Source organism: Vreelandella zhanjiangensis DSM 21076 (assembly GCF_000377665.1).
GTDB lineage: Bacteria > Pseudomonadota > Gammaproteobacteria > Pseudomonadales > Halomonadaceae > Vreelandella > Vreelandella zhanjiangensis.
On sequence record NZ_KB898650.1, the window covers coordinates 33,119 to 51,796 of the forward strand.

Annotated in this window: 15 protein-coding genes; 4 read left to right on the top strand and 11 right to left on the bottom strand. The window is 57.2% G+C overall.

Annotated elements, in window-relative coordinates; all coding sequences use genetic code 11:
* Nucleotides 1-48: 48 nt before the first annotated feature.
* The 4 genes from glmM to rlmE all read right to left on the bottom strand — a co-directional run bounded on the left by glmM (nucleotide 49) and on the right by rlmE (nucleotide 5,318).
* Nucleotides 49-1,398: a phosphoglucosamine mutase gene (glmM, locus tag D467_RS0110920; RefSeq protein ID WP_018917561.1), complete on the bottom strand. Its 1,350-nt coding sequence runs from the start codon at nucleotides 1,396-1,398 to the stop codon at nucleotides 49-51.
* The gene (gene folP / locus D467_RS0110925; RefSeq protein ID WP_040460398.1) at nucleotides 1,395-2,309 is read right to left on the bottom strand and encodes a dihydropteroate synthase; all 915 of its coding nucleotides are present in this window, start codon (nucleotides 2,307-2,309) and stop codon (nucleotides 1,395-1,397) included. The genes glmM and folP overlap by 4 nt, the downstream gene beginning before the upstream one ends.
* 99 nt (nucleotides 2,310-2,408) lie before the next feature.
* Nucleotides 2,409-4,436, bottom strand: a complete 2,028-nt coding sequence (gene ftsH / locus D467_RS0110930; protein ID WP_018917563.1) for an ATP-dependent zinc metalloprotease FtsH — start codon at nucleotides 4,434-4,436, stop codon at nucleotides 2,409-2,411.
* Nucleotides 4,437-4,670: 234 nt separating this feature from the next.
* The gene (gene rlmE / locus D467_RS0110935) at nucleotides 4,671-5,318 is read right to left on the bottom strand and encodes a 23S rRNA (uridine(2552)-2'-O)-methyltransferase RlmE (RefSeq protein WP_018917564.1); all 648 of its coding nucleotides are present in this window, start codon (nucleotides 5,316-5,318) and stop codon (nucleotides 4,671-4,673) included.
* Nucleotides 5,319-5,432: 114 nt separating this feature from the next.
* On the opposite strand from rlmE, the gene yhbY reads away from it, so the two are divergent.
* Entirely contained in the window at nucleotides 5,433-5,759 is a 327-nt protein-coding gene (gene yhbY / locus D467_RS0110940; protein ID WP_018917565.1) for a ribosome assembly RNA-binding protein YhbY, read from the top strand.
* 140 nt (nucleotides 5,760-5,899) lie between these two features.
* Here yhbY and greA read toward each other — a convergent pair whose 3' ends face one another.
* From greA to D467_RS0110965, 5 genes are all read right to left on the bottom strand, one after another.
* Nucleotides 5,900-6,376 carry a transcription elongation factor GreA gene (gene greA, locus D467_RS0110945; protein ID WP_018917566.1) on the bottom strand — a complete coding sequence of 159 codons (477 nt, stop codon included), beginning with the start codon at nucleotides 6,374-6,376 and terminating at the stop codon, nucleotides 5,900-5,902.
* Nucleotides 6,373-9,603, bottom strand: coding sequence for a carbamoyl-phosphate synthase large subunit (gene carB, locus D467_RS0110950; RefSeq protein WP_018917567.1), 3,231 nt, complete (start codon nucleotides 9,601-9,603; stop codon nucleotides 6,373-6,375). The genes greA and carB overlap by 4 nt, the downstream gene beginning before the upstream one ends.
* A gap of 70 nt (nucleotides 9,604-9,673) precedes the next feature.
* Nucleotides 9,674-10,834, bottom strand: coding sequence for a glutamine-hydrolyzing carbamoyl-phosphate synthase small subunit (carA, locus tag D467_RS0110955; protein ID WP_018917568.1), 1,161 nt, complete (start codon nucleotides 10,832-10,834; stop codon nucleotides 9,674-9,676).
* A 373-nt stretch (nucleotides 10,835-11,207) separates the two neighbouring features.
* Nucleotides 11,208-12,014 (bottom strand): 4-hydroxy-tetrahydrodipicolinate reductase, encoded by an 807-nt coding sequence (dapB, locus tag D467_RS0110960; RefSeq protein WP_018917569.1) that lies wholly within the window; start codon nucleotides 12,012-12,014, stop codon nucleotides 11,208-11,210.
* A gap of 116 nt (nucleotides 12,015-12,130) precedes the next feature.
* On the bottom strand, nucleotides 12,131-12,415 hold the full coding sequence (locus D467_RS0110965; RefSeq protein ID WP_018917570.1) for a DUF2218 domain-containing protein: 285 nt from the start codon (nucleotides 12,413-12,415) through the stop codon (nucleotides 12,131-12,133).
* Between the two features lie 290 nt (nucleotides 12,416-12,705).
* Here D467_RS0110965 and D467_RS0110970 point away from each other — a divergent pair, with 290 nt between their 5' ends.
* Genes D467_RS0110970 through D467_RS0110980 form a run of 3 tightly spaced genes read left to right on the top strand, consistent with a single transcriptional unit; the run spans nucleotide 12,706 to nucleotide 15,636 of the window.
* On the top strand, nucleotides 12,706-13,833 hold the full coding sequence (locus tag D467_RS0110970; protein ID WP_018917571.1) for an ABC transporter substrate-binding protein: 1,128 nt from the start codon (nucleotides 12,706-12,708) through the stop codon (nucleotides 13,831-13,833).
* Nucleotides 13,826-14,893 carry a FecCD family ABC transporter permease gene (locus tag D467_RS0110975; protein WP_018917572.1) on the top strand — a complete coding sequence of 356 codons (1,068 nt, stop codon included), beginning with the start codon at nucleotides 13,826-13,828 and terminating at the stop codon, nucleotides 14,891-14,893. The genes D467_RS0110970 and D467_RS0110975 overlap by 8 nt, the downstream gene beginning before the upstream one ends.
* Nucleotides 14,887-15,636 carry an ABC transporter ATP-binding protein gene (locus D467_RS0110980; protein ID WP_018917573.1) on the top strand — a complete coding sequence of 250 codons (750 nt, stop codon included), beginning with the start codon at nucleotides 14,887-14,889 and terminating at the stop codon, nucleotides 15,634-15,636. Before D467_RS0110975 ends, D467_RS0110980 begins: the two co-directional genes overlap by 7 nt.
* Nucleotides 15,637-15,669: 33 nt before the next feature.
* On the opposite strand, the gene D467_RS0110985 is transcribed toward D467_RS0110980, so the two are convergent.
* Together D467_RS0110985 and D467_RS0110990 are read right to left on the bottom strand one after the other, a co-directional pair.
* Entirely contained in the window at nucleotides 15,670-16,905 is a 1,236-nt protein-coding gene (locus D467_RS0110985; protein ID WP_018917574.1) for a c-type cytochrome, read from the bottom strand.
* Nucleotides 16,902-18,668 carry a GMC family oxidoreductase gene (locus tag D467_RS0110990; protein WP_018917575.1) on the bottom strand — a complete coding sequence of 589 codons (1,767 nt, stop codon included), beginning with the start codon at nucleotides 18,666-18,668 and terminating at the stop codon, nucleotides 16,902-16,904. The genes D467_RS0110985 and D467_RS0110990 overlap by 4 nt, the downstream gene beginning before the upstream one ends.
* Nucleotides 18,669-18,678 lie beyond the last annotated feature (10 nt).

Sequence of the window (18,678 nt, forward strand, 5' to 3'; positions counted from 1 at the left end):
GGTATAGGAGCCGCCTTGTCAAGACAACCGCTGACAAACACAACTGGATTAATTGAGCAAGGCTTGGACCTGATCGGCCAGCCCCTGAGCCAGCTGATCAACATCCAAATGCTCACGCCCTTCAACCATCACGCGAATCAAAGGCTCGGTACCCGAGGGGCGCAACAGCACCCGCCCCTGATCACCCAATTCTTTTTCCAGTCCGGTGACGGCCTCCTGCAAGGCACTGGAAGACATGACATCGCGCGCCTTAGTTCCGGCAGGTAAGCGCACATTGACCAGCGCCTGCGGGGCTTTCTCCAAGCCCTGAAGCAGTAACGGCAGCGATTTTTGCTCACGCATCATCAATGCCAGCACCTGCAGGGCGGCAACAATGCCATCACCAGTGGTTTGCACATGGCTACATACGATATGCCCAGAGGCTTCGCCACCCAGCTCCCAATTATTAGCTGCCATCATTTCCATGACAAAGCGGTCGCCCACCTTGGCGCGCTTAAACGGAATACCCAGTTTCTCAAGTGCCACGGCAAGGCCGAAGTTGCTCATCAACGTACCCACTACACCACCATTAAGCAGGCCGCGTTCATGGCGGTCGCAGGCGATGAGATAGAGAATGTCATCGCCATCCACTTCGCGTCCGTCGGCATCGACCAGCAGAACACGATCGCCGTCACCATCAAAGGCAATCCCCAGGTCGGCGCCCTGATGGATAACCGAGGCACGTAGGGCCGACGGATGCGTCGAGCCCACTTGGTGGTTGATATTTACCCCGTCAGGCGAGGCACCAATTACGCTAACCTCGGCCCCCAGCTCGCGGAAAACGCTTGGCGCAATATGGTAGGTTGCGCCATGAGCGCAATCCAGCACCACTTTTAAACCGTGTAGACTCAAGCGGTCCGGCAGCGTGGATTTACAGAACTCGATGTAGCGTCCGGCGGCATCGTCGATACGTGTAGCCTTGCCCAGCTGCGCCGCTTCGGCAGTGGTCAGCGGCGCCTCCAGCATTGCCTCAATGCGGTCTTCCGTCTCATCAGGAAGCTTCTTGCCTTCTGCCGAGAAGAACTTGATGCCGTTATCGTCAAACGGGTTATGCGAGGCTGAGATCACGATACCTGCATCAGCGCGGAAGGTGCGCGTCAGGTAGGCAATACCCGGTGTCGGCATTGGCCCCAGAAGCGAGACATCCACGCCCGCCGCCGAAAGCCCGGCCTCAAGTGCGGACTCAAACATATAGCCGGAAATGCGCGTATCTTTGCCAATCAGCACGCGCGTACGGCCTTTTTCGCGACGCAGTACCTGGCCCGCTGCCCAGCCAAGCTTGAGCATAAAGTCAGCGGTTATGGGTGACTGCCCTACCGTACCGCGAATTCCATCGGTACCAAAATAACGTCGTGTCATGGGTGTCTTTCCTCGTTTAACGGCATTTCGCAACCCTCTTGGAGTACCGCCCAGGCCATATTGACGGCATCTACCGTCGGACCTACATCGTGTACGCGTAAAATTTTGGCACCGCGCTCAACGGCCATGGCTGAAAGCGCCAGGCCGCCTGCCAGGCGCTCCTCCACGGGCCGCCCCAGCACTTTTCCAATCATGCTTTTGCGCGACATTCCTACCAGTAGCGGCAGGTTAAGAGACTGTAGCGCATCCATATTTTTTAACAGCCGCAGGTTATGCTCAACCGTCTTGCCAAACCCAAAGCCTGGGTCCAACAGTAACCGGCTGCGCCGCAGGCCAGCAGCCTCGCATTCAGCCACACGCTGAGCCAGATAGCTGGCAACGGCCTCTTCCACCGGCTGATCATAAGAAGGCGCCTGTTGCATGTCCTGAGGCTCGCCCTGACGGTGCATTAGGCACACGGGAAGCCCGCTGCTAATCGCGGCCATCAAAGCGCCTTCACGCTCAAGCGCACGTACGTCATTAATCATTCCCGCGCCCAGTGCGCTTGATTCGCGCATCACCAGCGGGCAGCTGGTATCCACCGATACCAGCGCGTCTAACTCACGCACCAGCGCTTCTACCACCGGGGCGACGCGGTCAAGCTCTTCCTGGGCGCCCAGCGCTTTAGCTCCAGGGCGCGTGGACTCACCGCCCACGTCGATAATCGCCGCGCCTTCGGCCAGCATCCGTTCGGCATGCCGCAGCGCGTCATCAAGCGCTACGTGCCGGCCACCATCTGAGAAAGAATCGGGCGTAACATTTAAAATCCCCATCACCCGGGGAAAAGACATATCCAGCAAATGACGTCCGCAGCGCATGTGCACATTATCATTCATTTCTGGAGAGTTAGGAGGGTAGATTATTGATTTCATGCTGCTACCTATTAAAAAGAAGCATCGCTATTTGCCTGAATACAGCATAACAAAAAGGCGCCCCGCGATGGGGCGCCTTTGGCAGTAGCCGGTTGCCGATCAGGGGCCGGTAGGGCCACCCAGCGGGTCAGAGGGGCGACGACGAGGTTGATCGTCATCTTCCTCTTCACCATCGCCTCCTGAAGTGCTATCGCCTGAAGCGCTATCACTTGAAGAGCTAGAAGATGAATCGCCTTGTGCTTTGGGCTTGTCATCGCTAACGCGAGTACCGCCGCCAGAGGAGTCACCATCATTCCAGCCTTCCGGCGGACGCGGCTCACGACCTTCCATGATGTCTTTCAACTGCGCGGCATCAATGGTTTCGTATTTCATCAGCGCTTCGGTCATGGCATCCAGCTTGTCACGATTATCGTGCAGAATCTGGCGTGCCTGCTCGTAGCACTCATCAATGATCTTGCGCACTTCTTTATCAAGACGTGTGGTCGTGTCGCCGGACTTGAGCTTGCTGCCGCCCTGGCCCGGGCCACCCAGGAACTGGTGCGACTCGTCCTCGTCATACATGATCGGACCCATTTCATCCGACAGGCCCCACTTCGCCACCATGTTGTGGGCAAGCTCAGTGGCGCGCTTGATGTCGTTAGAGGCACCGGTGGTGACCCCATTGGGCCCCAGCGTCATCTCTTCAGCGATACGACCGCCGAACAGCGAACAAATCTGGCTCAGGATCTGCTGACGCGACAGGCTGTAACGATCTTCTTCGGGCAGGAACATGGTCACACCCAAAGCCCGGCCGCGCGGAATAATCGTTACTTTATAGACCGGGTCATGCTCCGGCATTATCAAGCCGATAACCGCATGGCCCGACTCGTGATACGCCGTATTGAGCTTCTCTTTATCGGACATGACCATGGATTTGCGCTCAGCGCCCATCATGATCTTGTCCTTGGCAAGCTCAAGCTCTTCCATGCCGACTAAACGCTTATTACGGCGCGCAGCAAACAGGGCCGACTCGTTGACCAGGTTGGCCAGATCAGCACCGGAGAAGCCTGGCGTACCACGGGCAATGATCGAAGGCTTGACGTCTTCTGCCAGCGGCACCTTGCGCAGGTGAACACCCAAAATGTGCTCACGACCGCGAATGTCCGGCAAACCAACGGTTACCTGACGATCAAAACGGCCTGGACGCAGCAGCGCCGGGTCGAGTACGTCCGGACGGTTAGTCGCGGCAATTACAATAACGCCTTCATTGGCTTCAAAGCCGTCCATCTCAACCAATAGCTGGTTAAGCGTCTGCTCGCGCTCGTCGTTACCGCCGCCCATACCAGCACCGCGTGAACGACCTACCGCGTCAATCTCATCGATAAAGATAATGCAGGGTGACTGCTTTTTAGCCTGCTCAAACATATCGCGAACACGCGACGCGCCGACACCCACAAACATTTCGACAAAGTCTGAACCGGAAATCGAGAAGAAGGGTACTTTGGCTTCACCGGCAATAGATTTTGCCAGCAGCGTTTTACCGGTTCCCGGCGGACCTACCATCAACACGCCGCGCGGAATGGTACCGCCCAGGCGCTGGAATTTGGTGGGATCGCGCAGGAAGTCGACCAGCTCTTCGACTTCTTCCTTGGCTTCATCACAGCCAGCCACGTCAGCAAAGGTGGTTTTAATCTGATCCTGGGAAAGCAGTTTGGCCTTGGATTTACCAAAGCTCATTGGGCCGCCTTTACCGCCACCGGCACCGCCCTGCATCTGGCGCATAAAGAACATGAAGATGGCCAGGATCAACAGAATCGGGAAGCTTGCGATCAGCAAACGTGTCCAGATGCTTTGCTGTTCTGGCGCCTTACCCACGACGTTCACGTTATTGCTTAGCAGATCATCCATCAGCTTGGGATCTTCCGCCGCCGGACGAATAGTCTGGAACTGCGAACCATCCGTACGCTCACCCTGAATGGTATAGCCATCAATGGTGACGCTGCGAACCTGCTGATTTTGCACCTGCTGCACAAACTGGGAATAGTTCGTGTTCTGCGGAGCGCTTTCCGTACTAAAATTGTTGAACACTGTCAGTAGCACAGCCGCAATGACCAGCCACAGAATCAGGTTCTTCGCCATATCGTTCAAGGGGCTACCCTCATTACAAGAATCCGTCAGTTAAACCGCCGATATTAAGACACTGAAGCTCTACCGGACGTTCAACCCTTGCCAAAGCGCCATTGTCTTTGGGCCATCTGTATCACGCTTATTTCATGCCTATAATGTGACACATCTTGCGCCTGCCTGTCTGGCAATCGCGATGATAAATCTTTGCTATGCACATTTTCATGCTCGTGCCCCACACCCGCGCGGGGGGATAGTTTAGCCGCGAAACCCCTCCGCTAGAAAGTAGACTTCCCGGGAACGTGCCCGCGAGGCATCTGGCTTGCGGGTCACGACACGATCAAAACTGCCGCGCAATTCTTTCAGGTAGGTATCAAACCCTTCCCCCTGAAACACTTTGGCGAGAAACCGACCGCCAGGAGATAGCGTTTCACGGGCAAGTTCCAACGCAAGCTCTACCAGATACATGGCCTGAGGCTGGTCAATTGCCGCCATACCACTCATATTGGGGGCCATGTCCGACATCACAAGGTCCACCGGCCGATTTCCCAGGCGCTCAAGAATCGCGTTCAGCACCGATTCCTCAGTAAAATCGCCCTGGATAAAGTCCACCCCTGCCAGCGCATCCATTTCAAGTATATCGGAAGCAATCACCACACCTTCCGAACCTACTTTGTCTGCCGCCACCTGACTCCACCCCCCAGGCGCCGCCCCCAGGTCAATCACCGTCATGCCCGGACGGAACAGCTTATCCTTCTCATCGAGTTCAAGCAGTTTATAGCTTGCCCGCGAGCGATAGCCATCCTGCCAGCTCTGTTTCACATACTGGTCGTCAAAATGTTCTTTCTTCCAGTTATTGCTGGTCTTGCTCACTGAATGTTTACGACTTGGGGGTTTTTGCTGCATGTAGGAATCTAACGCTGGAATAAGAGATGGGTGCTTGCACGCGATTGCTTTCACTCGGTGGCATTTCACCGTAAGATGGAGCGTTAAGCGCTAACCGGGATACCGCAAGATACCATGAGCTTGTCACAGGCACAAAAGAAAGCATTTCGCAGCATTGGCCACCACCTTAACCCGGTGGTCACCGTTTCTGAAAACGGCGTCTCCGAAAATCTGCTCGCAGAACTCAACCGCGCGCTCAACGATCATGAGCTTATCAAGGTGAAACTTGCTTTGCCTGAGCGTGACGACCGTGCGGCCATGCTAAACGAACTGGTTACCGATAGCCGTGCCGAAGTCGTGCAAACGATTGGTAAGATGGCGCTGCTTTATCGCAAGAACCCTAAAGTCAATCCGAAGCTCTCTAACGTTTCACGCTTCGAAGATCACCACGGCCGCCACTAAAACGCTGCTGACTGATCATTAAAAAGAGCGATAAAAAGCCCGCGATTCGGTTGATATTAACCTGAGGCGCGGGCTTTTTTAATGGACGCCCGATGAACCGGGCGTCCGCTCGTTTTACTAGCTTTTACACATACCAGCGCTTACACATACTCGACACTTTCGATTTCATACTCAACGTCGCCGCCCGGTGTCTTGACCACGGCAACGTCGCCTTCTTCCTTGCCGATCAGCGCGCGCGCAATAGGGGAAGTAACGGAAATGCGGCCAGATTTAATATCCGCCTCATCCTCGCCCACAATGCGGTAGGTGACGCTTGCATCGGTATCCAGATTAAGCAGCGACACCGTGACACCAAAGATCACTTTACCGGTATTGGGCAGCTTGGTGATATCAATCACCTGCGCCACCGAAAGCTTGCTTTCGATTTCCTGAATACGACCTTCGATAAACCCCTGCTGTTCGCGGGCAGCGTGGTACTCAGCGTTCTCCTTAAGGTCGCCGTGCTCACGCGCTTCAGCGATCGCTGCAATCACTCGAGGGCGCGCTTCGCCCTTCAGATGATTGAGCTCTTCGCGAAGACTGTTTTCACCCGCAACCGTCATCGGGACCTTGTTCATTGACTTGCTCCTGCATGCAGATCCTGAAGGCGCCGCACCGTTATTTCCCTACCGTACTCAAGCGCCATGCAAACGGCATTAGCGCCCGCCAAGGTGGTTGCATAGGGCACCTTGCGCGCGAGAGCAGTACGGCGAATGACCGAAGAGTCATTAATGGCTTGGCGACCTTCGGTAGTGTTCACGATGTAGGCGATATCGTCGTTCTTCAACAGATCGACAATATGGGGACGACCTTCGTAGACTTTATTGACGTGCTCCACCGCCAGTCCAGCCGCTTCTAAGGCTGCCGCTGTACCGCGTGTCGCACAAAGTGTGAACCCTAATGTTAGCAGAGAACGGCCTACTTCGATAATCCCCTCTTTGTCCGGCTCACGCACGGACAGGAAGGCTTTACGCGCGCCCTCAAGCGCCGGAATTGCTTCACCCGCGCCCAGCTGCGCCTTAAAGAAGGCCTCGGCAAAGGTTTCGCCTGAACCCATTACTTCACCGGTGGATTTCATTTCCGGTGAGAGAATCGGGTCGACCCCCTGGAACTTGTTGAACGGGAAGACCGCTTCTTTCACGCTGTAAAAATGCGGAATGATTTCGCGCTCAAAGCCCTGCTCGGCAAGCGTCGTGCCCGCCATGCAGCGTGCGGCAATCTGGGCAAGCGAGGTGCCGATGCACTTGGACACAAACGGCACGGTACGCGAGGCGCGCGGGTTGACTTCGATGACGTAGATCTCGCCATCCTGCCAGGCAAGCTGCACGTTCATCAGGCCTTTAACGCCCAGCTCAACGGCCATCTGCTTGACCTGCTCGCGCATCTTGTCCTGCACCTCAAGAGGCAGCGAGTAAGGCGGCAGTGCACAGGCGGAGTCACCGGAGTGCACCCCCGCTTGCTCGACGTGCTGCATGATGCCGCCGATGACTACCTGCTGGCCGTCCGATACCGCATCGATATCGATCTCGATGGCAGCACTCAGGAAATGATCGAGCAGCACCGGCGAGTCGTTGGAGACCTTGACCGCATTGGTCATGTAGTTCTCAAGTTCGGAGGCGTCATAGACGATCTCCATGGCCCGACCGCCCAACACGTAGCTTGGGCGCACCACCAGCGGATAACCGATGGTCTCCGCCTTGGCGAAGGCTTCTTCAAAGCTGCGCGCAGTGGCGTTAGGCGGCTGCTTCAGGCCGAGCTTGTCGATCATTACCTGGAAGCGCTCGCGGTCTTCGGCGCGGTCGATGGCGTCCGGCGTGGTACCGATGATCGGCACGCCAGCAGCTTCCAGCTCACGCGCCAGCTTCAGCGGCGTCTGGCCACCAAACTGAACGATCACGCCGACCGGCTTCTCTTTATCGGCGATTTCAAGCACGTCTTCCAGGGTCACCGGCTCGAAGTAGAGACGATCAGAGGTGTCGTAATCGGTCGATACGGTTTCCGGATTGCAGTTGACCATGATGGTTTCATAGCCGTCATCGCGCATGGCGAACGCGGCATGAACACAGCAGTAGTCAAACTCGATGCCCTGGCCGATACGGTTCGGCCCGCCGCCGAGCACCATGATCTTCTGACGATCAGATACGTCCGCTTCGCACTCCTCTTCATACGTGGAGTACATGTAAGCCGTATCCGAGGCAAATTCCGCAGCACAGGTATCCACGCGCTTATAAACCGGGCGAATGCCTGCCGCCTGACGCGTTTGACGGAACTCTTTTTCGCTCACGTTCAGCAGCTTGGCCAGACGTGCATCGCCAAAGCCTTTGCGCTTGAGCTGATAAAGCTCACGGGCAGAGAAATCGCTAAGCGAGCGTTTGGCAACGGCGGCTTCCGTCAGCACCAGATCTTCCATCTGGACCAGGAACCAGGGGTCGATATTGGTGAGTGCAAACACTTCATCGACACTCATACCTGAACGCATGGCATCGGCCACGTAAAAAATACGCTCGGCACCGGCAGCCTGAAGCTCGCCCTGAATGATTGCCATGTTGTCCGGGGTAAAGTCGGTAATAATCGGGTCGAGACCGTCATTACCGGTTTCCAGGCCGCGCAAGGCTTTCTGCAGCGATTCCTGGAAGGTACGGCCAATCGCCATCACCTCGCCCACAGACTTCATCTGCGTGGTCAGGCGGTCGTTGGCCTGGGGGAATTTCTCAAAGGTGAAGCGCGGGATCTTGGTGACCACGTAATCGATAGACGGCTCGAACGATGCCGGCGTGCGCCCACCGGTAATATCGTTTTGCAGCTCGTCCAGCGTGTAGCCGATCGCCAGCTTGGCGGCGATTTTGGCAATCGGGAAGCCGGTCGCCTTGGAGGCCAGTGCGGATGAGCGCGACACCCGCGGGTTCATCTCGATCACGACCAGGCGGCCGGTTTTCGGGTCCATACCGAACTGCACGTTGGAGCCACCGGTTTCCACGCCAATCTCGCGCAGTACCGCGAGGCTCGCGTCGCGCATGATCTGGTACTCTTTGTCCGTCAGCGTTTGTGCCGGTGCGACGGTGATCGAGTCACCAGTATGCACGCCCATCGGGTCAAAGTTTTCGATCGCACAGACGATAATGCAGTTGTCGTTCTTGTCGCGCACGACTTCCATTTCGTACTCTTTCCAGCCTAGCAGCGACTCGTCGATCAGCAGCTCGTGGTTGTTGGAAAGCTCGAAACCGCGCGTACAGATTTCTTCAAACTCTTCCTTGTTGTACGCCACGCCGCCGCCGGAGCCGCCCATGGTGTAGGAAGGCCGAATGATGGTCGGAAAGCCAAGCTCTGCCTGAATTTCCCAGGCTTCATCCATGGTATGCGCGACTTTTGCCTTGGGGCATTCCAGGCCAATACGCTTCATGGCCTGGTCGAACAGATCGCGATCTTCCGCCATGTTGATAGCGTCGGCGTTAGCGCCAATCATCTCAACGCCGTACTTTTCCAGCACGCCATGCTTTTCCAGGTCCAGCGCACAGTTAAGCGCAGTCTGACCGCCCATCGTCGGCAGGATGGCATCCGGGCGCTCGACTTCGATGATTTTCTCGACGGCCTGCCAGGTAATCGGCTCGATGTAGGTAGCATCGGCCATGGCCGGGTCGGTCATGATGGTGGCCGGGTTGGAGTTAACCAAAATAACCCGGTAACCCTCCTCGCGCAGCGCTTTACACGCCTGGGCGCCGGAGTAGTCGAATTCGCAGGCCTGGCCGATAACGATCGGGCCAGCGCCAATGATCAAAATACTGTTTAAGTCGGTACGCTTAGGCATAACGGTTCCCGCAAAAAATGGTGACGATGAGCGACAAAAGCGGCATACAGTGATGAAGCAGGAGCGCGGGTTAGCGGCGTGCCTGCATCATCGCGACGAAGCGATCAAACAACGGTGCCACATCGCGCGGGCCGGGGCTTGCCTCGGGGTGACCCTGGAAGCTGAACGCAGGCCGGTCGGTACGTTCGATGCCCTGCAGCGTGCCGTCAAACAGCGAGCGATGAGTGGCACGCAGGTTAGCGGGCAGACTCGCTTCGTCGGCGGCAAAGCCGTGGTTCTGGCTGGTGATCATCACCGTGCCGGCATCCAGGTCCTGCACCGGGTGGTTGGCACCGTGGTGGCCGTGGCTCATCTTGACGGTCTTGGCACCCGAGGCAAGCGCCAGCAGCTGGTGACCCAGGCAGATACCGAACACCGGAGTATCGGTTTCAAGTACGTCCTGAATGGCCTTGATGGCGTAGTCGCAGGGCTCGGGATCACCTGGGCCGTTGGCCAGGAAAACGCCGTCCGGATTCATCGCCAGCACCTCAGCTGCGGGCGTTTGTGCAGGCACCACCGTCAAGCGGCAGCCGCGGGCGGCCAGCATGCGCAGAATATTAAACTTGACGCCGTAATCGTAAGCCACCACGTGGTAAGGGCGCTCGCCTTTAGTGGTATCGGCGTAGCCTTCGCCCAGCGTCCACTCCCCCTCTGTCCACTCGTAAGCTTCTTTACAGGAAACCTCTTTGGCCAGATCCATGCCCTTAAGACCCGGGAAAGCCTTGGCCGCCGCCAGCGCGCGCTCAACGGCGTCATCGCCTTGGGCATCGGCACCGGCCAGGATCGCGCCATTCTGCGCGCCTTTATCGCGCAAAATACGCGTCAGGCGGCGGGTATCGATATCCGCGATGCCCAGCACGTTCTGGCTTTTCAGGTAATCCGACAGGGTTTGTTCCGAGCGGAAGCTGCTGGCCATCAAAGGAAGATCACGGATGATCAGTCCAGCGGCCGCAATCGATGCTGATTCGACATCTTCGGCATTAACGCCGGTATTGCCGATATGCGGGTACGTTAGCGTGACGATCTGGCGGGTATAAGAAAGATCAGTGAGGATCTCTTGATAGCCGGTCATGGCCGTATTGAACACCACCTCACCGCTTGTTAATCCATCCGCGCCGATGGCGATTCCATGAAACACGCTACCGTCTTCCAGGGCCAATATCGCGGGTTTGCTTAATGCGGGGTTATTCAAGTCAAGATCCTCCCATGCTGGTGGGAGCCTGTGGGCGCAGGCTCAGCAATTACTTCGTTATCCACAACCCGTACGCTTGAGCGTGATTAAAACTCGGGTCGTAAAAAAGCGGGACGAAGCCGATAAAAAAATCGGTTTCATCCCGCTTGTTGTTCTATACCCTTCAGAGCCGCTCATTTAAAGCAAATAGCCGAGCGGTCGGGGCAGGCTGTGGGTTGGCCAACGCAACAAGCGCGCCGTCTGAGTTTTCTAAGCCACCCGGCCAAAATTTTTGAAATGTTACAGGATTCGGGCCCCGCCGACTACCCCTGGATTAGCTATTAATTACCATTAAAGCGTAAAAATACTTGAGAGCAGGCCGATGCATGCCTCTTTATTCCAGGCCTAATACATCCTGCATATCGTAGCGGCCGGGCTGCTGGCTTGCGACCCAGCGCGCCGCGCGTACGGCGCCTTTGGCAAACGTCATTCGGCTGGAGGCCTTGTGGGTAATTTCGATGCGCTCGCCTTCGGTTGCAAACATCACCGTATGCTCGCCGACGATATCGCCCGCGCGAACGGTGGCAAAGCCGATCTCTTTATCGGTACGTGGCCCGCACTGACCTACACGTTCAAACACGCCGTGCTCTTTCAAAGTGCGGCCAATGCTTTCAGCTACCACTTCGCCCATTTTAATCGCCGTCCCGGAGGGCGCATCGACCTTATGGCGGTGATGCGACTCGATGATTTCGATATCGTAGCCTTCATCGCCCAGCGCTTTCGCTGCGGTTTCCAGAAGCTTCAGGGTCAGGTTGACGCCCACGCTCATGTTGGGGGCAAACACCATCGCCACCTTGTCACGATAGCTATCCAGCTGCGCGAGCTCGTCATCGCTCATTCCCGTGGTACCAATTACCATGCGTTTGCCGTGCTCGGCACAGAATGCCAGATTAGCCAGCGTGACCTGCGGGGCAGTGAAATCGATCAGCACATCGAAGTCATCGACAATGGCGCTTAACGAATCCACGGCGTTAACGCCGCGCTTGCCAACGCCCGCCAGCTCACCAATGTCCGCCCCTGCCAGGGAGCTGCCTGGTTCGACAATACCGCCTGCCAGAGTGGCGTCAGCCTCCTGTTCTACAGCGTTTACCAACGTACGGCCCATACGGCCAGCCACGCCTACAATGGCAACTCGGGTCATGCGAACTCCTGCGTTTTGCGATGTGTTACGTCGAATCGGGCAATGCCTTATCAAACATGCATTAACTGGGCGATGATTATACCAGACGCCTCGCGCGAATCCGCGCTAACGGCAGGCTAGTTTTGCCACACGATAACCAGCTCTTCATCCTTCGCCATCCGTACCAGATGGCTTTCCACTACGCCTTCCAACTGGTCGAGATGCTCTTCTTCCAGCGTTTCGATTGACACCGTCAGCTTGTCAGCTTCGGCGTGCAGCAGGCAGGTGCCCTTGTCAGGGAATACAATCTTGCCATCCTGCTGGCTGTGTTCAACCTCCAGCTTATGTGCCCAGTGCTTGCACAGCCGGTTGATAATACGCTCACCGGACGTAGTCTCAATTTCAGCACGCGATAACGGCATAACGGATTCTCCATTGGATAAGAAATAACAGGGCTAGCATAGGAGGAACGTTATTAGCTGCCCAATACTTAATGAAACGATAGCGCAACAAGGCGTTCATCACCTTCAAACACGATGATCAAGCGGTCGCCATCTCGACAGTTAAACTGGATTCCATGATAATGCCCAAACATGCGAATGCGAATTATATTCAAAAATTTTTATACCGCGTCGATGTGGTTAGCGCTGCCATCAGTTTGCGCGTGAGATACCCCAGCGGCCCCGTCTATCCATAAGTGATGAATACGCCCATGACCTTCCCTTTTTTAAAAACGCTGATTGGCACGGCAGCCGTTATAAGCTGCACGAATGCCGCGGCTGACAGCATCACAGTGACCGACATTACCGGTCGCCAGGTCACGCTTGATGGCCCCGCCGAGCGGGTTATTTTGGGTGAAGGGCGGCAAATTTATTTGCTTGGCCTGCTGGAGCCGGAAGCGCCTTTTTCGCATATCGTTGGTTGGCGTGAAGATTTTTCCCAGGCAGACCCCGATAACTACGCGCGCTATGCCGAACGTTTTCCCGAGATCGAAGAACTGCCCACGTTTGGCGGCTTTAAAGACGGTACCTTCGATGTCGAACAGGCCGCGTCGCTTACCCCTGACATCGTCTTTATGAACCTTGAAGCCAAGGCGGCCACCGAAGATGCCGCTTACGATGACAAGCTTGGCCAATTGGGCATTCCGATTGTGTATGTCGATTTTCGCGAAGACCCGATCGAACACACCATTCCTTCCATGCGCCTGATGGGCCAGATCATGGGTGATGAAGCAGCGGCGGAAGAGTTTATCGACTTCGCCGAGGCTCAGTTGGCCCGCGTTACCGATGTGATTGAAGAGGCCAATCCTGAGCGGCCCAGCGTGTTTATCGACCGCGCCGGCGGCTATTCCGATGAGTGCTGTATGAGCTTTGGGCCCGGCAACTTTGGCGAGTATGTAACGCTGGCGGGCGGTACCAACATTGCCGATGGGATTATTCCCGGCAGCTTTGGCACGCTAAACCCCGAGCAGATTATTGCCGCCAACCCTGAACACGTGGTGGTAACCGGCGGCAACTGGGACGCCTACGTACCCGGCGGTGACTGGGTGGGCATGGGGCCTGGCGCCGATATGCAGGCCGCCCATGACAAGCTTGAAGCGTTAACCGGGCGCACCGCGATGACGGGCATTCAGGCGGTAGAGTCGGGTAATTTCCATGCGATTTGGCACCAGTTCTACAACAGCCCCTACTATTTTGTGGCCATCCAGCAGTTAGCCAAGTGGTTACACCCTGAGCTATTTGAGGACCTGGACCCCGAAGCCACCATGGAAGAACTCCACGAGCGCTTCCTGCCTATCGACTACGAGCCTGGCTACTGGGTATCACTCAATGATGACTGAAACAACGACGGCAGCGCCTGTCTCTCAAGCGCGCGCCTTTTATCGTAGCCAGGTATTTCGTCGCCAGATGATTTTGGCAGCCCTGGTCGTCGCGCTGTTTTTCAGCCTATGCGTCGACCTGGCGCTGGGCCCTGCGCGTTACAGCTTAGGCGAAGTCATCGCCGCCCTGCTCACCCCTCAAAACGTCAGCCAACAGGCGCGAGTGATTCTCTGGGAAATCCGCATGCCGGTGGCGTTGATGGCACTGGTGGTCGGGGCGAGTCTGTCCGTTGCCGGAGCACAGATGCAGACGATTCTAAGCAACCCACTGGCGAGCCCGTTTACCCTGGGTATTTCCGCTGGCGCAAGCTTTGGCGCGGCGCTAGGGCTTGCCTTTGGCGTGGCTATCGTGCCCGCCGCCATCGAGTTCGTGGTGCCCCTCAACGCGTTCATCATGGCCATGTTCACGGCGTTTCTTATCCACGCCCTGAGCCTAAAGCGCGGCGTTACGGTAGAAACCATCGTACTGCTCGGCATCGCTATGGTGTTTATCTTCAACTCGCTGATGGCGCTGATTCAGTTTTTCGCAAGCCAGGAGGCCGTTTCGGCGGTGGTGTTCTGGACCATGGGCAGTCTGACCAAGGCCACCTGGCCCAAGTTCTGGATCGCACTCGGCATCCTCGCTGCGGTAATGCCGCTACTTGCCCGCCACGGCTGGGCACTGACCGCCATGCGCCTGGGCGATGCCAAAGCCGAAAGCATGGGCGTTAAGCCACGCGCGCTGCGCCTGGAAGTACTGGTGCTTGTATCACTGCTTGCCGCGGTTGCAGTGGCCTTTGTGGGCACTATCGGTTTTATCGGCCTGGTGGGGCCGCATATTGCACGTATTTTGCTGGGTGAAGATCAGCGCTTCTTCCTACCCGGCTCGGCGCTTTGCGGCGCGCTGATTCTCTCGGTTGGCTCGGTGATCTCCAAAATCATCATTCCGGGCACAATTATTCCCATCGGCATCATTACCTCGCTGGTGGGCATTCCCTTCTTCCTGTTTCTGGTGCTCAACCACAAGAAGGCTTCATGGTAACCCTACAGTTAACCCGTGTGTCGGCCCGCTACGGACGCCGCGCTATTCTGGAAGACATCACCACGCCCAGCTTTCAGGGCGGGCAGGTGGTAGCGCTTCTCGGCCCCAATGCGGCAGGCAAGTCAACGCTTTTCCGGCGTATTCTGGGCCTGATCAAAGGTGACGGCAATGTGGCCATCAACGGCACCAGCGCCGAGCGTCCCGTGGCCTATATGCCCCAGGACACCGGCGCCAAAGCGGTACTCACGGTGTATGAATCGGTGCTGCTTGCGCGCATGCAGGGGCGCAGCCTGAAAGTACAGCCAGAGGATCTGGCCCAGGTTGACCGTGCGCTTGAAGAACTCAATATCACCTCGCTTGGCGAGCGTGACATTGGCGACTTGAGCGGCGGGCAGCGCCAGCTGGTGAGCGCCGCCCAGGCGTTGGTGCAAGAGCCCGAAATTCTGATGCTCGATGAACCCACTTCCGCGCTCGACTTAAATCGCCAGATCAATCTGCTGACGGTCTTACGCCGCCTGGCGGATGAGCGCCAGATGCTGATTCTGGTAGCACTTCACGATTTAGGCCATGCGCTGCGCTTTACCGACGCTTCCATGGTGCTGGAAAACGGCCGCCTGATCGCCTGCGGCCCTACTGAAGAAGTGATCACCCCTGAGCTTCTGCGCCAAGTGTATAAAGTGGCGGCACGCATCGAGCCATGCTCGAAGGGCCGCCCTCAGCTTATCGTCGAAGAAGCGGTTTAACGCTTCATTCCTGCAAGGCGCTTGCGGCTAGCATCATTCGCCCGTCAGCGCTTCTCGCATATCCGCAACATCCCCTGGGGAAACGGCCGCCGCGGCGTTTCCCCAGCTGTTGCGCACAAACGTCAGTACGCTGGCGATCTCTTCATCGCTTAGATTCCAGGCAAACGATGGCATGGCAGGTGCCGTGGGCTTGGCGTCGGTAGCAACCGGGCGGCTGCCGGCCAATACAACTCGTATCAATGAACTCGTGTTATCACCATTGACCACCGGATTGCTCGCCAACTGCGGGAAGATGCCGTACTCACCACCACCATCAGACGTATGACAGCCCGAGCAGCGATCAAAGTAGATATGGCTGCCAGCCCGGACCTGGGCGTTATCTTCGGATAGCGGCTCGGGCGGCTCGCGATCCCAGTCGTCTGACTCAAGGCCTGCCCCACTCAACAGATAACGCGCCACCGCATACAGGTCGTCGTCGGTCCAGTGCTGGGATGAATGGTGCACCTCGTCGGCCATCGGCCCTGAGGCGAAGTCAAAACGATTACCACCGGTTTGCAGATATTCAACCAGCTCATCTTCGCTCCAACCACCAATACCGATATGCGCATTCGGCGTAATATTGGGAGCGTACCAACCCTCAATGGTGGCGCCGGCAAACTTGTCACCGCCTTCGCCGCCCATGAAATTACGCGGAGTGTGGCAGGTTCCGCAATGCCCCAGGCTCTCAACCAGATAGGCGCCGCGATTGATCTCGTCCGACTGCTCAGGGTCGGGCTCAAAGGTCTTCTCATCGAAGTTAAGCCAGTTCCAGCCCATCATCACCTGCCGGATACTGAACGGGAAAGGCAGCTGGTTGGCTTCCACATCATTCTCGACAGGCGTGACTGTCTGCAGATAAGACCACAGATCATGAATATCCTTCTCGGGCATCAGCGTATAAGACGGATACGGCATGGCCGGATAAAGATGGTAGCCGCCCTTGCCAATACCCTCGGTCATGGCCGCCTTGAAGTCTTCGTAGCGCCAGCGGCCAAGGCCTGTTTCTGGGTCGGGCGTGATATTAGGCGCCACCAGCGTGCCAAAAGGGGTTTCAAGCGCAACACCACCGGAAAATGGCTGGCTGTCATCGGCGGTATGGCAGGCCGCACAGTCACCCAGCACGCTGATATAGCGCCCGCGCTCGATATCCTGATACTCCGTGCTGGCCGCCCATATCGAAAGTGGCAGAAGCGCCACGCCCGTAAGCGATAATCCCATAAGCGTTTTCATGTGCTGATCATCTCCCCGGGACTACGCAGGTAGTGGTTGATGATGCCATCGGCAGCTTTAAAGGCCAGCGCACCTACCGTGCCGGTCGGGTTGTAGCCCGGGTTCTGCGGAAAGGCGGAGGCGCCCACCACAAACAGATTGGGCACGTCCCACACCTGCAGGTACTTGTTCACCGAACTGGTACCCGGATCGGCGCCCATAACGAAGCCGCCAACCACATGCGAGGACTGATAGGGGCGGCCATCCCAGGGGCCGATACGCGGGCTGGCAACGATCTCACGCGGATTCATGCGCCGGGCGATTTCGGCGGTCTTCTCGGTGACGTACTGCGCCATTCTGAGATCGTTATCGGTGAAATCGAACGTGATTCGCAGAAGCGGCCTGCCCAGCCGATCCCGGTAGGTGGGGTCTAGCGACAGGTAGTTGTTAGGCGACGAGTAGTTGCTGGCCTCGCAGCCAATCGACATGGTGCTTGCGTAGTTGTCGACCGTGGCCCGCTTCCAGCGGGAGCCCCAGCGTGGCGTGCCCGGCGGCGTGGGGCGTGCCTGGATCGGTGTCGCGCCGATCGGTGTTACCCGGGTGCTGCCGCCGCCGAAAAAGCCAAGCCCCGAATGGTCGAAGTTATCGTTGTTAAACTCATCAATGCCCATGCCCACGGCGCCAGCGCCGATGAACGGGTTGAAATTCTTGTCATCGAAGAAGAGCTGCACGCTATTGGCGGTCTGGTAGGCGTAATTGCGCCCTGTCGTGCCTCGGCGGGTTGTCGGATCGTAGGCTTCGCCAATATTGGAGGTGAGCATCAGGCGCACATTTTCGAAGGTGAACGCGGCGATGACCACGATCTCGGCAGGCTGCTCCCACTGGCGGCCGGCGGAGTCGACATAGACGATACCCGTGGCGCGGCGGCCGTCGGAGTCGGTAGTGACTCGCAGCACTTCGCAGTGGGTACGCGCTTCGAAGTTGTTCTTGCGAATCAGCGCCGGCAGTACCGTAGTGATGGCGCTGGCCTTGGAGTAGTTGGCACAGCCATAGTTGGTGCAGAAGCCACAAAAGGTACACGGCCCCATGGTGACGCCGAGCGGATTGGTATAGGTCTCCGAAACCAGCGACGACGGCACCGGGAACGGCTGATAGCCCATTTCACGTGCCGTTTCGGCGAATAGCGTCGGTGAGTAGGGCTGCCTGAGTGGCGGGGTTGGGTAGTCGCTTGACCGTGCCCCTTCAAACGGGTTGCCGCCGGCCTGCTTGCCACTGACCAGATTACCCGCTCGTCCGGACGTACCTGCTATCTTCTCGAAGGCATCGTAAAACGGTTCCATCTCGCTCCAGTCGGTTCCCCAGTCCTGCAGGGAAAGCTCCTCGGGAATGGAGTCCGCCCCATAGCGCTCTTCCAGATGGCTGCGCAGCCGAAACTCTTCGGGCTGAAAACGAAACGTGATCCCCGCCCAGTGATTGCCCGCGCCGCCAGTACCGTTGCCGGGATGAAACGAGCCCCACTTGCGCATCGGCAGCGCCGTCTGCGACGGGTTGTTACGCATGGTGATGGTGTTCTGTGCAGTGCGCAGCATCAATTCCTGGCGCTGCGAGTAACGTAGCTCATCGGTGACCGAGGCAATATTGAAATCCTTGGCCGTATCACGCCACGGGCCGCGCTCGACGCCCACGACCTTGAGCCCTGCATCGACAAGTTCATTGGCGATAATTGCGCCAGCCCAGCCGAGTCCGACCACCACTGCATCAGTGGGAGGTAGTTTGGTTGCCATATAATTGTAT